The 14,539-nt window shown below is 64.9% G+C and carries 9 protein-coding genes and 4 tRNA genes; 4 read left to right on the top strand and 9 right to left on the bottom strand.

The annotated features are described in order from the left end of the window. Window positions 1-48 precede the first annotated feature (48 nt). The 7 genes from mreC to tig all read right to left on the bottom strand — a co-directional run bounded on the left by mreC (window position 49) and on the right by tig (window position 7,149). On the bottom strand, window positions 49-897 hold the full coding sequence (gene mreC / locus ACOGXH_RS04720) for a rod shape-determining protein MreC (protein WP_419927963.1): 849 nt from the start codon (window positions 895-897) through the stop codon (window positions 49-51). Between the two features lie 17 nt (window positions 898-914). After that, on the bottom strand, window positions 915-1,958 hold the full coding sequence (locus ACOGXH_RS04715; protein WP_419927962.1) for a rod shape-determining protein: 1,044 nt from the start codon (window positions 1,956-1,958) through the stop codon (window positions 915-917). Window positions 1,959-2,052: 94 nt separating this feature from the next. Beyond that, entirely contained in the window at window positions 2,053-2,460 is a 408-nt protein-coding gene (gene ndk / locus ACOGXH_RS04710; protein ID WP_419927961.1) for a nucleoside-diphosphate kinase, read from the bottom strand. 48 nt (window positions 2,461-2,508) lie between these two features. After that, the gene (locus ACOGXH_RS04705) at window positions 2,509-3,843 is read right to left on the bottom strand and encodes a bifunctional folylpolyglutamate synthase/dihydrofolate synthase (protein WP_419927960.1); all 1,335 of its coding nucleotides are present in this window, start codon (window positions 3,841-3,843) and stop codon (window positions 2,509-2,511) included. 22 nt (window positions 3,844-3,865) lie between these two features. Further along, complete coding sequence (clpX, locus tag ACOGXH_RS04700; protein WP_419927959.1) at window positions 3,866-5,137, bottom strand: ATP-dependent Clp protease ATP-binding subunit ClpX; 1,272 nt, start codon at window positions 5,135-5,137, stop codon at window positions 3,866-3,868. Between the two features lie 15 nt (window positions 5,138-5,152). Beyond that, complete coding sequence (locus ACOGXH_RS04695) at window positions 5,153-5,785, bottom strand: ATP-dependent Clp protease proteolytic subunit (RefSeq protein ID WP_419927958.1); 633 nt, start codon at window positions 5,783-5,785, stop codon at window positions 5,153-5,155. Continuing rightward, window positions 5,782-7,149, bottom strand: a complete 1,368-nt coding sequence (tig, locus tag ACOGXH_RS04690; RefSeq protein ID WP_419927957.1) for a trigger factor — start codon at window positions 7,147-7,149, stop codon at window positions 5,782-5,784. Before tig ends, ACOGXH_RS04695 begins: the two co-directional genes overlap by 4 nt. 86 nt (window positions 7,150-7,235) lie before the next feature. Here tig and ACOGXH_RS04685 point away from each other — a divergent pair. Beyond that, window positions 7,236-7,306: transfer RNA gene (locus ACOGXH_RS04685), tRNA-Gly, on the top strand. Between the two features lie 51 nt (window positions 7,307-7,357). Here the strand turns inward: ACOGXH_RS04685 and ACOGXH_RS04680 are convergent. Beyond that, window positions 7,358-7,432 (bottom strand) — tRNA-Arg (locus ACOGXH_RS04680). 149 nt (window positions 7,433-7,581) lie between these two features. Between ACOGXH_RS04680 and ACOGXH_RS04675 the strand changes: the two genes are divergently transcribed. From ACOGXH_RS04675 to ACOGXH_RS04665, 3 genes are all read left to right on the top strand, one after another. Continuing rightward, window positions 7,582-8,487, top strand: a complete 906-nt coding sequence (locus ACOGXH_RS04675; RefSeq protein WP_419930321.1) for a haloalkane dehalogenase — start codon at window positions 7,582-7,584, stop codon at window positions 8,485-8,487. Between the two features lie 70 nt (window positions 8,488-8,557). Further along, window positions 8,558-8,635 (top strand) — tRNA-His (locus tag ACOGXH_RS04670). A 4-nt stretch (window positions 8,636-8,639) separates the two neighbouring features. Beyond that, window positions 8,640-8,713: transfer RNA gene (locus ACOGXH_RS04665), tRNA-Lys, on the top strand. Here ACOGXH_RS04665 and ACOGXH_RS04660 read toward each other — a convergent pair. Next, window positions 8,695-14,268, bottom strand: a complete 5,574-nt coding sequence (locus ACOGXH_RS04660; protein WP_419927956.1) for a SwmB domain-containing protein — start codon at window positions 14,266-14,268, stop codon at window positions 8,695-8,697. The genes ACOGXH_RS04665 and ACOGXH_RS04660 overlap by 19 nt on opposite strands. Window positions 14,269-14,539: the final 271 nt, after the last annotated feature.

Raw genomic sequence — 14,539 nt, 5'->3', positions numbered from 1 at the left:
CCTTTGGAGTCGGTGCCAATGCACTGCGGGTGTATGACTTGGCCGTGTTCATGAATCCTCGGCCAGGGGGTCATAGAGCAGAACAGTCACAAAGCTCAGATTGTCGGTGTTGGCCGAGGGCTCCACCGTGAGGAGCTGCAGCAGGCGGGCTTCGTCGTAGTCGATGTTGGTGACAATGCCGATCGGAATACCTGGGGGATAGCGGCTCCGGTCCACTCCGCTGGTGACCACCTCATGGCCGACAGCGACCTCGGTGTCGATCTCCAGCCCCTTGGTAACCATGAGGGGTTCGCCATGCCCGCCGCCCGAGGCCAGAGCCACGTCGTCGGTGCCCACTACCAGCACCCCAACCTCGAAGCCGGGGTCGGTGAGCAGCGTCACCCGGGAATGCCCTCGGCCCGGGTCGCCGTCGATCCGCCCGATGAGACCGCCCCTGGTCACCACCGGCATCCCGTTGCGGATGCCGTCCTCAGACCCGCGGTTGATCTGCACCGAATACCGGTCGAAGTTGCCCACGTTGGCGGTCACCACCTCGCCCACGACATTGGGAATGTCCTGCACATAGGGCAAACCCAGCTCGTCAAGCAGCAATTCGAGGCGGATGGCCGCATCGGTGTCCAAGATCCTCTGGCCCTCGAGCATTTGCAGCTCTTGTCTGAGGGCCTCGTTCTCAGCCTCCAGCTCGTCGTAGCCGGTGACGCCAGCCCAGGCGTCGCCGACGGGTTCAAATACCCGATCCGCCCCCGTCCGCAGTGGCGAGATCAGATCGGAAAGGGTTTCCTCGGTCCGCTGGAGAGGCTCGAATTCCCGGGCGTCCAGGGTCAGCAGGGTCGCGGAGCTGAGCAGAAGGAAGATCAGCGTGAACCGCGACCGCCCTGTGCGGGTGCCCGTTGCCACGGGGCCGAACCGAGAGATCAGTCGTACGACGACGAGAAGAGGAGACCCTCTAGCGCGTCGAACTCCTCCAGCGACTGGCCAGAGCCAATGGCCACCGCATGGAGTGGATTGGGCGCCAACCGGACCGGCATCCCCGTCTCTTCCTCGATCCGAGGGGGCATGCCGTTCAGCAGGGCCCCGCCACCGGCCAGAACGATCCCCGCCTCCATAATGTCGGCGGCCAGTTCGGGGGGAGTTTCGTCCAACGTCACTTTGACCGCGTCGACGATGGAGCGCACCACTTCAGAGATGGCCTCGCGGATCTCGTTGGTAGAGGTAACCACGGTCTTGGGGAGACCGGAGACCATGTCCTGGCCCCGGACCTCCGCATAGCGATTCTCGCTGCCCGACCAAGCGGTGCCCAGCACGATCTTGACCTCTTCAGCGGTGCGGCTGCCGATGGTAAGGCTGTGCTCTTTCTTCAGGTAGGCGATGATGTCCTCGTCCATCCGGTCTCCGCCCATCCGAATCGACTGGCCGGTCACCACGCCGCCCAGCGAGATCATGGCCACCTCGGTGGTACCGCCGCCGATGTCCACGATCATGCTTCCCGAAGCTTCCTGCACCGGCAGCCCGGCGCCGATGGCCGCGGCCATGGGCTCTTCGATGATGTAGACCGGCTTCTTGGCCCCCGCGGAGACCGCCGCCTCCTGCACGGCCCGCTGCTCAACCGGGGTGATACCAGAGGGTACGCAGATCACCATGCGGGGCCTGATGAACCGGCCGGGAGACACCCGTTGGATGAAGTAGCGCAGCATCTTCTCGCAGATGTCGAAGTTGGCGATCACCCCGTCTTTGAGTGGGCGGATGGCTTGGATGTGGGCCGGCGTGCGCCCCAGCATCCGCTTGGCCTCCGAGCCCACCGCCATGGGCACTCCTTCGTTGGTGACGGCCACCACCGAAGGCTCGTTGATGAGGATCCCCTCCCCTCGGACATACACCAGCGTGTTGGCGGTGCCGAGGTCGATTGCGACATCGCGGCCGACAATGCCGCTACTGGAAGAGAACCGCCGCTTCACCATGGCGCAAGACTAGAACAGCCGATTCCAAATCGCACACCGGCATTGGCCACAACTCGGCACGGGAATCGCACACCGGCTACAGCCGGTCCCGATATCACAGCTCGGGGAAGAAGATTGCAATCTCCCGCTCAGCGGAGGCATTGCTGTCAGAACCATGAACGAGGTTTTCGGTGACCTCTAGCCCGTAGTCGCCCCGGATGGTGCCTGGGGGGGATTCCAGAGGGTTGGTGGCGCCCATCATGGAGCGGACGACGGCGTAGACGTCGTCGGGCCCCTCCACCACCACAGCCACCGACGGCGAGCGGCCGATGAACGCCACCAAGTCGGGATAGAACGGGCGCTCCACGTGCTCGGCGTAGTGCCGGGCGGCCAGTTCGGCGTCGATGGTGAGCATGCGCATGGCCGCGATCCGCAGGCCCCGGGCCTCGAAACGGGACAAGATAGCCCCCACCAGGCCTCGCTCCACCGCGTCGGGCTTGCACAACACGAGAGTCCGATTCACAGATTGCACCTCACTGATCGAGTGCCGCCGGCCGTCACCGGGGGAACCCTACTTATTGGCTGCGGCCATGTGAAGGCGGGCCGCACCTGCGGTGTACAGAGAGCCGGTGACCACCACGGCGTCCTCCTCGGTGGATAGCGCCAGGGCCCGGTCCACCGCCTCGGCGACATCGCCGGCGGTCTCGGCATCGATCCCCCGGTTGCGGACGGCGGCGGCCAATTCGGCGGCGGGCAGGGCCCGCGGCCAGTCGGGAGCGCAGCACACCACCAGGTCGCAGCGGGCACCGGAGGCCTCGATGGCGTCCAACATGGCGCCGGGTTCCTTGTCTCGCATCATCCCGACCACCCAAATCACCTGGCCCAACACGGTGAATTGGTCGGCCAGAGTTTCTGCTGACGCGGCCAGTCCGTCGGGATTGTGGGCCCCGTCGATCACCACCAGGGGCTGGCGAGTCGCCACTTCAAATCGGGCCGGGACCGCCACATCGCCCAATGCGGCCAGGATGCCGTCATCCAGCTCCTGGTCCACCAGGGCCTCAAAGGCGGCGATGGCCAGTGCGGCGTTCTCCCCCTGATGGGCGCCGAACAAGCTTACGTAGACGTCGTCGTAGCGGGCTTTCGGGGTGCGCACCGTGACCAACCGTCCTCCCATCGCCGGGCGGTTCTCCTCGAGTTCAAAGTGCTGGCCATCCACCAGCATCTCCCTGGGCGACTCCTTGGCGGCGATGGCCACCAGATCGGGGTCTATCGGGCCCAGAACGGCGACGGCGCCAGGATGCAGGATGCCGGCCTTCTCCCCCATCACCTCTTGTTCCCAACCGGGCCGGCCATCGGTGTGGTCGCGGCCGATATTTGTGATCACCGCCACCTCGCTGTTCACCACGTTGGTGGCGTCAAAGCGGCCCAGCTTGCCCACCTCCACCACGGCCAGGTCGACCGCCGAATCTGCGAACCAGCGCAGCGCGGCCGCGGTGACCATCTCGAACCACGAGGGCGGGGCGCCGACGCGGTCGGCGGCCAGATGGTCTGCCACTAGCCGCAGGTGGCTCAGCATCTCGGCCAGATCGGCGTCGTCGATGGGGTCGCCGCCCACTGTCATTCGCTCGTTGATGCGCTCGACGTGGGGGCTGGCGTACACCCCTACGGTCATGCCCCACGCCCCGGCCAGCGCGGCGATCAGCGCGGCCACCGAGCCCTTGCCGTTGGTGCCGGTGATGTGGACTGCCGGGTAGTCGGCCTGGGGGTCGCCCAAAGAGGCCAAAAGCTCGCGCATAGGCTCCAGCGTCAGGCCGTCGGTATCGCCGGCTGTGGCCTCCAGGTTGACGTGGCCGTCCAACCACGCCCGGACCTCGGCCAGGAGAGCGGAGTCCGCGACCTCGCTCAAATCGTCGGCGACCGCAGGGAAGTCAGCTGGCCTGGCGGCGGGACCGGTCGGTTGAACGGGCCTTGGCCGCATTGAGCAGCTGAGGGGCTTCCTCGCCGCGGACGGTATCGGCGCCGACCACGCATTGCACCACGTCGTCTCGGCTGGGCAGCTCGTACATCACGTCGAGCAGCACCTCTTCAAGGATGGCCCGCAACCCTCGGGCCCCCGTGTTGCGGGTGAGGGCCAGCTCGGCCACCTCCGACAGCGCGTCGTCGTCGATCATCAGCTCCACGTTCTCGAACTCGAAGAACTTGCAGTACTGCTTGACCAGGGCGTTCTTGGGCTCCACCAGGATCCTGACCAGCATGTCGCGCTCCAGGTGGGAGACGACCCCCACCACCGGCAGGCGCCCGATGAATTCGGGGATGAGGCCGAATTTGATGAGGTCCTCGGGCTGAACCTGGTTGAACAGCTCGCCATGGTCCCGCTCGGTCTCGGTGCGAATGTCGGCACCGAAGCCCACCCCCACATTGCCCACCCGATTCTCGATGATCTGCTCCAAGCCGGCGAAGGCCCCGCCCACAATGAACAGCACGTTAGTGGTGTCGATCTGGATGAACTCCTGATGGGGATGCTTGCGCCCGCCCTGGGGCGGCACCGAGGCGGTGGTGCCCTCCAGGATCTTCAGCAGGGCCTGCTGCACACCCTCGCCGGACACATCCCGGGTGATCGACGGGTTCTCGCTCTTGCGAGAGATCTTGTCGATCTCGTCGATGTAGATGATGCCGGTCTCCGCCTTTTTGACGTCGTAGTCGGCGGCCTGGATGAGCTTGAGGAGGATGTTCTCCACGTCCTCGCCCACGTAACCGGCCTCGGTCAACGCGGTGGCATCGGCGATGGCGAAGGGCACGTTGAGCATCCGGGCCAGGGTCTGGGCCATCAGCGTCTTGCCGCACCCGGTGGGGCCGAGTAGCAGGATGTTCGACTTGGACAGCTCCACCTCGGGGTCAGACGAGCCCATCTGCACCCGTTTGTAGTGGTTGTACACCGCCACCGACAGGATCCGCTTGGCGTGCTCCTGGCCGATGATGTAGTCGTTCAAAAAGGAGTAGATCTCCTGGGGCTTGGGTAGCTCCTTGAAGCCGACGTCGGTGCCCTCAGCCAGCTCTTCCTCGATGATCTCGTTGCAGAGGTCGATGCACTCATCGCAGATGTAGACACCGGGCCCGGCGATCATCTTCTTGACCTGCTTCTGGGTTTTACCGCAGAAGCTGCACTTGAGAAGTTCCCCCCCTTCTCCGAACTTCGCCACGGTCTTTGCTCCCCCCTATCGGATGGCCGTGATCGGGCCGGCGGATTCCACGGCGTCACGCGACGAGATGACGTCGTCAATGAGCCCGTATTCCTTGGCGTCCTCGGCGGTCATCACATAGTCGCGATCGGTGTCCTGCTTGACCTTCTCCAGATCTTGGCCGGTATGGCGGGCCAGAAGCAGTTCCAGCTGGTCTTTGAGCCGCTGGATCTCTCGGGAGGCGATCTCAATGTCGGAAACCTGCCCCGACGCCCCCGCATAGGGCTGGTGGATCAGCATCCGGGAGTGGGGCAGCGCCAGGCGCTTTCCGGGCGCCCCCGCCGCCAGCAGCACCGCAGCAGCCGAGGCGGCCTGGCCGAAGCAGATAGTGGTGATGTCGGGCTTCAAGTACTGCATGGTGTCGTAGATGGCGAACATGGCGTTGATGTCGCCGCCCGGGCTGTTGATGTAGAGGTTTATGTCCTTGTCGGGGTTCTCCGACTCCAAGTGCAGCAGTTGCGCGCAGATCAGGTTGGCCACCGTGTCGTCGATGGGAGTGCCCAAGAAGATGATGTTCTCCTTGAGCAGCCGGGAATAGAGGTCGAACGAGCGCTCACCCCGGTTGGTCTGCTCGACCACGACGGGCACCATGTAGTTCTGAGGGTTCATGTGGTTTGGCTCTCGATGGTGTTGGGGGGAAGGTCAGACTCGTCGTCCGGGTTCAGGCTAGAGCGTTCGACGGTGTTTCCGTCGAGATCGGTTATCTCGACCTGCTCCAACACCCATTCCCGGGTTTTGCGCATCTGCGCGTCTAATCGTACCCCCTTGAGACGGCTTTCATCGTCAGCGAATAACGAAGACTTGAGCTCGCCGACCGTCTGGCCCACCTGAGCGGCGAGGGCGGCCAGCTCGAAATCCACGTCCTCATCAGCGGCTTCGATGGATTCCGCCGCGGCCACTGCCCGCAAGGCCAGGTCGGTTTTCGCCTCTTGCAGAGCCGGTTCCCGCAGGCCCTCGGCCAGCTCCTCGGCGGTCTGGCCTATAGCCTCCAGATAGCCCTCTATCTCGATGCCCTGGCTGCCCAGGCGCATTTCGAGGGTGCGAAGGCGATGTGCCACTTCGGCGTCCACCAGGGCGTCGGGAATGTCGTCGGTCACCAATTCGGCGAGCTGTTCTCCCACTTGGCGGCCCAGCGAGTTCAAGGCATTGACCCGCTTGTGGCGGGCGATGTTCTCGGTGACGTCGGCCCGCAGCTCTTCGGCGGTGTCGAACTCGGAGGCCTCTTGGGCGAACTCGTCGTCGAAGTCGGGCAGGATCGTCTCCTGCACTTCTTTGACCAGGATGCGGAACCGCAAGAGCCCGTCCTCGTCGGGGTCGGGGTGCTTGGCGTTGAACTCCAAGATGTCGCCGGCCTTGGCGCCCCGAAGCTCCTCGTCGATCTCGGGCACCACGGCTCCTTGGCCCACCTCGTAGGCGTAATCGTCCACGGTGAGGCCCTCAACCTCCTCGCCGTTGTACGAGCCGTAGATGTCCATGGTCACGTTGTCGCCGTCGATCGCGGGACGCGCCGCGGGAGCCAGGTCGCCGAACTGCTTGCGGAGCTGGTCGATCTGCTCGCTGATCTCCTCATCGGTGGGATCGGGGCTGGGCACCTCGGCTTTGAGCTGGTCGTAGCCGGTGATGGTGATGAGGGGGCGCACTTCCACCACGGCGTCGAAGCTGACCGGGCCGTCCTCGGCGCCGCTGGTGATGTCTATCTCCGGGGGGGCGATGACGTCGACGTCGTGGTCGACCACGGCCTGGGCGTAGTACTCGGGCACCGCATCGCTGAGGGCCTCCCCCCGAGCGGCCTGAGGACCCAGCCGGGCCTCCAGCACCCGCCGGGGTGCCTTGCCGGGACGGAAGCCGGGAAGGCGTACCTGGCGGGCGAGCTTGCGGAAGGCCTCGTCGAGCTTCTCCTCGAATTCGTCGGCCTCGATGTCCACCGACACCTTGACCCGGTTGCCCTCCAGCGCCTCGACTGTGCTCCTCACAGGGTCCGCATTTTACCGACGACCCCCTGAATCCTCGTGTCGTAGCCGGTGGCCGCGACCACTGGATATCATGAACGGCCAGCCCCGCGGGTGTAGTTCAGTGGTAGAACCCCAGCCTTCCAAGCTGATGACGCGAGTTCGATTCTCGTCACCCGCTCTCTTCGCAATGCGCCCCCGTCTATCAACGGCCTCCGACGGATTCAGGAAGCGCCCCCGGCAGGATTCGAACCTGCGGCCTGATGATTAGAAGTCACCTGCTCTGTCCGGACTGAGCTACAGGGGCGGGCCGGCGCATTTGCCAATCGTTTCGAGTGTATTGCCCACCCAAGCCTGGCCAGTGCCAGGTTTGCGGTGACTAGCAGTGACGACAACGGGCGGACCCGTCTGCGGCGGTAGCGTCGGGGGATGGCTGAAATGACCACTGCCGGCGGGGTGGCGTTTGTGCGCACTCCGGAAGAGCGGTTTGCCGGGATCGACGACTATCCGTACGAACCGCGCTATGTCGATATTGACGGCCTGCGGATGGCCTATGTGATGGCAGAGCCGGAAGGGGCGGGTGACGACACGGCCACGATCCTGCTGTTGCACGGCGAGCCGACGTGGGGATACCTGTACCGCAAGATGATTCCGCCGCTGGTGGCGGCCGGATATCGGGCGGTGGTGCCCGACCTGATCGGGTTCGGGCGCTCGGACAAGCCGGTGGAGCGCTCGGCCTATACCTATGCGGGCCACGTTTCGTGGATGCGGCAGTTCCTCGCTGCCACCGCCGCCGAGCGGGGCGCCGGTCCACTGCACCTGTTCGGCCAGGACTGGGGCGGGCTCATCGGGCTGCGGGTGGCCGCCGAGAACCCCGATCTGATCGACCGGCTGATCCTGGCCAACACCGGGCTGCCTGAAGGCCAGTCGCCCGGAGCGGGCTTCGAGTTCTGGCTCCAGTTCAGCCAGGAAGTGGAGTACCTCGACTGCGGCCGGCTGGTGGACAACGCCACCGCGAACGAATTGAGCGAAGCGGCCCAAGAGGCCTATCGGGCGCCGTTTCCTGATGAGGTCTACATGGCCGGGGCCCGCCACTTCCCCATGCTGGTGCCGATCTCGCCTGAGGATCCCGCCGTTCCCGCTAACCGGGAGGCCTGGCAGGTGCTGGAACAGTGGACCAAGCCGGTGCTAACTCTTTGGGCCCCCGACGACCCCGTTCTGGGCCGCGGACAGGCGGCCATCAGTGAGCGGATCCCCGGTGCCGCTGGTCAGCCCCATGACCAGTTCCGACCGGCCAGCCACTTCATCCAAGAAGACCAGGGCCCCGCGCTGGCCGAGGCCATCATCGCCTGGCTCAGCTAAGCGGAATTCGGTACCGCCGCCAAACGGTTTCCCCGTATCCCGAAACTCCCCGTAGACTGACCGGGCCGTGCGGGCCGTAGCTCAGTCAGGTTAGAGCGCCGGGTTGTGGTCCCGGAGGTCGGGGGTTCAAATCCCCTCGGTCCGCCCAACAAGCCCCTCTAGCTCAATTTGGCAGAGCAACGGACTCTTAATCCGCAGGTTCTGGGTTCAAGTCCCAGGGGGGGTACTCGATGACACGTCCGCCCCGAAGTAGTCGATGAGGGCGGCCACCACCTCGTCCCACGAGATCGTGGCGTCAGCGTCGTACGACGTCACCGGACCCTGGGGCGCCTCCACCTCAAACACTCCCGACAGGCCGTACATGCGGCGATTCTGCATTCTGTCCAGGGTGAGGCTGGACAGGGGGCCGCCGTTTCCGGCGGGACTCCCATACCTGACCCGTTGGTCTTGGGAGTTGCCCAAGGCGCGGCTGGTGCGGTTGCTGGCGTTGAATCTCTCGGTGCCGTCGTGGTCGCTGCCGGTCCACACCTGCCCGATTTCCCGGGGATCGCCGAACTCATCTCGCTGGTTGACCTCGTCGTCCCAGTCGCCGTCGTAGAAGTCTTCGTAGTGGTCCACCGCCTTGGGGCCGTTCAGCCAGTAGATGGGCACACCGGGGTCGGCGGTGGTGAAGGTGGTGCCGGTGTTGTCGCGGGCGTCGGTGTCCTCTGTGCTGCCGACGGCCCGAAAGAGGTCGCTGTAGTCCCTGATGTCGGTGTGGCCGGCGGCGACCTGGTTCTGAACCCATTCGTTATAGACGTTGATGTCTGACGATCGGGCGGTGCGCTGGGCGACGGTGATGAACAGGAGCCGGAAGCTGTCACCGCTGCTCAGTCCGGGGGGCACCAGGGGCCAGTCTCCGGGCACCTCGGTTACCGCCACCGGTGCTACCGCGTCGGAGGGCTCGCTGACCAGGGGGCCCTCGTCGTTGCCGGCGACGTCGGTGAAACTGGCCCTTACCTTGATGGCCTTCCCCACCTGCGATGCCGACGGATAGTAGGTGGAGGAAGTGGCTCCGGGAATGACGATGTCGGCGCCGCCGTCCACCACCATCCACTGGAATCTGAACTCCGACGCCGGGGGTACCCCGTTGACGTCGTAGATAGCCGAGACATCGGCAGTCAGCACCTCCCCCACCTGCGGTGTGCCGGTGATGACCGGCGCGCCGGTGGCGACCGGCGGGGCAGTGGCGACGGGCGCGGCGGTGGTGAAGGTGAAGGGTTCGCCCCAGCCGTTGTGGTTGTAGGCCGTCACCCGTACCGACGAGCCTGGTGCCAGGTCTTCGCTGGGGTATGACAGGCTCGACAAGTCGGTTATATCCAGCGACCGCGAGGGGTCGAACTCCTCTCCGGGGCCCTTCCACTCCACGAGGTACTTGGTGATCGGCGAGCCCCCGTCGTAGCGGGGTGCCGCCCACGTGATGTAGGTGTCCGTGGTGGCGGTGACGGGCGGCGCTTGGGGGACGCAGCCGCCGGCCCGCCACGGGTTCTTGGTCGCCCCTGAGCCGAATGCGGAATGGCGCGCTCTGCCTACGTGGCAATAGCCGCCGAAGGCGTCCTGCAAGGCGTAGACCGCCGCCTGCCGATGCCATTTGTGTTTTGTCGTCTTGAGGTCGCTCCAGAACGCCTCGAGGTCGTACATCTCGGTGTACTTGTCGTCGTCGCTGGTGTCGTAGGCCAGGCCCGTGGTCCCGTATCGATCGTCGAGCCACTGTGGGATCCGGTGCGCGAGAATGTCCTCGATGAACGCCTCGGTCTCGTCTGAGGGACTTTTGGGCGTGACATTGCAGCCCGAGAAATAGCCTGTGTGGCCTCCTCCCTGGGTGACATGCGCGATTGCGTCGGCGTAGAGCTCAGAAGCGGAGCAGTATCTTCCCTCCCTGCCGAGCAGGTCTATGTACACCCAGCCGAACCCGCGGAACTCGGGTGCTTCGACCATATATCCAGTACCGATGGTGTAGACGTGGGCGAGTTCGTGGGCGTACACGGAAGCATGGTTGCGGGAGCCCCACTTGATGGCATACGCGCCGACACCACACCAATCCAACCTTCCAGAGCGAGCGAAGCAGGCAGTGGAGATGTAGCCGCCGCCGCCGCCGGGGGCCCTCGGGATCAAATTTCTGCGGCGCATCTCGTCGTAGGTCTCGCGCACCCAGGGCCACGCCGCCTCTCTGGTGGGCACGAATTTGTCCTTGAAGTAGCTCTGGACCACGTCGGGGCGCGACTGGGTCTTGAAGCCTCCGGTGGCTATGGGGTCGCCGTCGTCGACGACCGCCGACACCTCATAACGGGTGTCCTCGCTCAGCCCAGTGAGCTCGAACACGGCGGCGGTGCCGCTGACCTCCACATCGGTGGTGGTGATCGTGCCGGGCTCGCTGGAGTAGCTCAGCGTGACGGTTATCGATTCCGAGTCGGGGTTGTTCACGCTGACCGTGACGTCTGCGGATGTCCGGGAGATGCGATCGAAGGCGACGCCGATCACTGCGCCGTTAGGGGCAGGAGGCAGGAAGTAGGCGTAGACCCGGTCGTCGCCCCTGTCGGCCACCCACATCTTGGCGCCGTCCGACCAGATGCCCCACGGATCGCGGTTCTCGGGGGCCAGCCTGATCTCCCGTGTGGGCTGGCGCTGGCCGAAACCGGCCGCCGAGAGCCCGTAGGCGAAGATGTGGTGGCGGGCGTTGTCAACGACCCAGACCGTGGTGCCGTCCGACCACATCCCCCTCGGCGCCTTGTAGGTCGTCGCCAAGTCGAACTCTGCGCTCTGATCCCGCTCGCCGACTGCGCCCGACTCGTCGAGCTCATAGGCGAAGAGCCGCTCGCGGACATGCCCGACAACCCACATGGTGGAACCGTCCGACCAGAGCCCGGCCGGGTGCCCGTTGCCCGTGCTCAGCTCGCCCCCGACCGCGGGGTCCGCAGTGCTGAAAGACGGCCCGTCGGCAATGCTGTAGCCGTGGACGCGGTCGCCCCGGTCGGCGATCCACATAGTGCCGGCATCAGCGAAGACCCCTCGCGGCGCGGTGTTGGCGGCGTCAAGGTCGAAGCTCTTCTCGGCGCGGTACGCCTTGTTGCCCGCGTCGTAGGCATACACCCGGTCGTTTCCGCCGCCCCCGTCGTTCACCACCCACCACGTGTCGCCGTCCGACCAGATGCCCACCGCCGCGTCGTTGCCGGCCTCAAGCAGGAAATCATCGTCCGCCGGGCGCAGCAGCAACTCGACGGTGTGCTCAGTGCCATCTGAGAACGTGCCGTCGAACGACGCCTGCACCACGAACCGCGGCTCACTGCCCAACCCCGTGAGCACGAACTCCGCGCTGGCCACCGCGCGCTCGCCGAAGCTCAGTCGCCGCTGAACACCGCCCAACCCCGTGAGCGCGGAATTCGTGCTGGCCACCGGGCGCTGGCTAGCCGCAACGGTCCACTGCGCAACCGTATAGGGGCGATAGCGCAAGTGGATCATGCGCTCGGTGTCGCCGTGATAGGAGACCCATGCGGTGGCGGTAGCGCTGGCCGGGGTGACCGCCGACAAGGTGACGGCCGACACCTGAGGCTCGGGCTCGGGCTCGGGAAGGTAGTAGGCGAAAACCTTCCTGCCGCCCTTGCCGCCGTTCACCACGTAGAGGAAGCCGGAGTCACCCCACAGCCCCACCGCTGCCTCGTTGCTTCGGTGCAGAGCGATGTCGAGGTGAGGCTGGCGGACCTTGGACGCAAGATGGTAGGCGTAGACCTTGCGGTCGTCGCGGTCGACAACCCAGATGATGTCGCCGTCCGACCACACGCCCCTCGCGTCGGAATTGCCGGCGTCGGCGAGGTAGATGTCGAGGTCTGGATTCCGCGATCCATCGGAGCGGGTGTAGGCGAAGAGGCGACTCTCTGTTTCGCTCGACACCCAAAGCGTCTCGTCGTTACCCCAGATCCCCTTGGGCCCTCCATGGTCGCCTGCCAGCGTCAGATCGCGGTCGGCATCGTGGGAGCGGTCGGAGAGCAGATAGGCGTACACCTCGAAGTCGTCGCCGTCGACCACGAACATCCGAGTGCCATCAGACCAAATGCCGAGGGGCTTATCGTTGCCCGCGGAATCGACGTCGAAGTCCAGGCTCGAATTGCGCAACCCATCAGAGCGGGTGTAGGCGAACACCTGGTTGTGGGGTTGATAGCCATCGTTGGAGATCCACAGCGTGTCGTCGTTGCCCCAGATCCCCCGCGGCTCTTTGTTGACACCTGGCAGCCCGAAGTCCAGATCGGATGGTCGATTGGAGAACTCCTGCGGAAAGAGACCCAGAGCGAAACTTTCGTCCTGGGACATGTGGATCTGGTAGGCCGAGTTGGGAAGCAAGCCCGACAGCTCGATCTCGACCGTCCCCGGGGCGCTGGCGCTTGCTGGTGGCCCTTCCTGCCATTCCTTTTGCCCGCGCGGGCGATAGCGCAGGTAAACCGATCCCGGCTTGGGCACCGTGGCTGAGACGGTGGCCGTCTCCCTTCCGGTGGTGGCCGCGGCGATATTCGACACTCCGTCGACCCTCATGACCGGACCGTCTCCGATCAATATCGAGCCGTGTCCGAGATCGGCGTCCACAGAGCCAGCCGCGATGGCACCGCCGTTCAGGTCGAGCCGGTTGCGATTGATCCAGATGCCGTTGTCGTCGAAGTCGCCGGCCTGCACTTCGTAGGCGAACACCAGCTCCGGGGTGTTGGAACCGGAGACGTAGAGCGCCTGCCTTGTCCCCGGGTCGATCGCCACTTGCACGCTCGGTGTTCCCCCGCTCTGATCCACCGTCACCGCCGCGTTGAACCGGATCTGCACCTCGATCAGGTCGCCGGCTCGAAACGTGCGGTCGTCGCCGGGCTCGGTCAGAAACCGCACCGACAGCACTTCGGGGGCATCGACGCTGTGGGTCAGGGTGCGCTCGTTGATCTCGTCGGCGTCGTTTCGGGCCAGGTCTTGGATCGGGTTCTTCTTCGGCACCGCATAGGAAACGGTGACCTCCTCGCCCACCGCCACCGGGGACGACAACAGCAGCATCACGGTCTGGCCGCCGACGATGACGCGCGACACAGCCCGGTCCATCCCGTCGACCGTCACCGTGAACGCCTCCGGTGCGGGTACCGACCCCTCGTCGAGGTCTTCGTCGAAGGTGAGGTTCAGCGAGCCGTGTACCACCTGCGCGCCGTCCACAACCGGCCGCACGCCATCGACTCGGTGATCGCTCAGCGGCCCCTGATCCAAGACCCCCGACCTGTCGATGACCCTGCAATCGTTCGTCGACACGTCGCCGGTCAGTGCGAGGGCGCCTGCGGGGATGTCTATGCCGTTGGCGTCAAAGTCACCTTCCTCCACCTCGTATGCGAACCACCACTGCTTGCCCTTCCACCCTTTTACGTTGGAACCCCTCAGCGGCACCGACGTCAACGCAGTGTCACTGTCGATCCCGAAATTGAACGAGACGGCATCCTCCTTGCCCGAGCAGCCGGTGTTGTGGCTGAACTTGATGGTGAAGTTGATCTCGTCGCCAATGCCGTAGGGCTGGCCGTCGCGCCCGTCGTAGCGCCTCATCTCAATCGACCGGACCCGGGGATGGCTAACGAGGGACTTGATGGCGTCGGGATCGATACTGTCGGCGGACTCGACGGCGTCGGGCTGTTCGTCTTGTGCTCCGGCTATTTCACCCGCGTCAATCAGCAACAGTGCGGCGATCAAAAACGTGTATGCGGCGAGTAAAATCGGCGCCGGTGCAAGGCGCACCGCGTCAGGCTAGTACGAATTACTATTAAGTCAAGAGACTAGTACAAATTACTATCCAATTGTAATACTAGTACACACTACTATCAAGTTGCAAGGCCATTTGCCGATTCCGCAGGGCATGGCGGGGCTTTTTGTTTTCAGCCCATGCCCGCCCACCGAATCGCAGTGTTCATCGACACTGACTCCCCCCTCCAGTTCAGACAGCGGCTAGCGGTGCTTAATTTGGAGCGATGAGGATGGCTGAGGCCCGCTCCGAGTTCGAACGGAACCC

It is taken from the genome of Candidatus Poriferisocius sp. (assembly GCF_965208355.1).
Classification (GTDB): domain Bacteria; phylum Actinomycetota; class Acidimicrobiia; order Acidimicrobiales; family Bin134; genus Poriferisocius.
The sequence above is the reverse complement of the archived record's forward strand: the minus strand, read 5'-3'. Positions and strand labels throughout refer to the sequence as shown.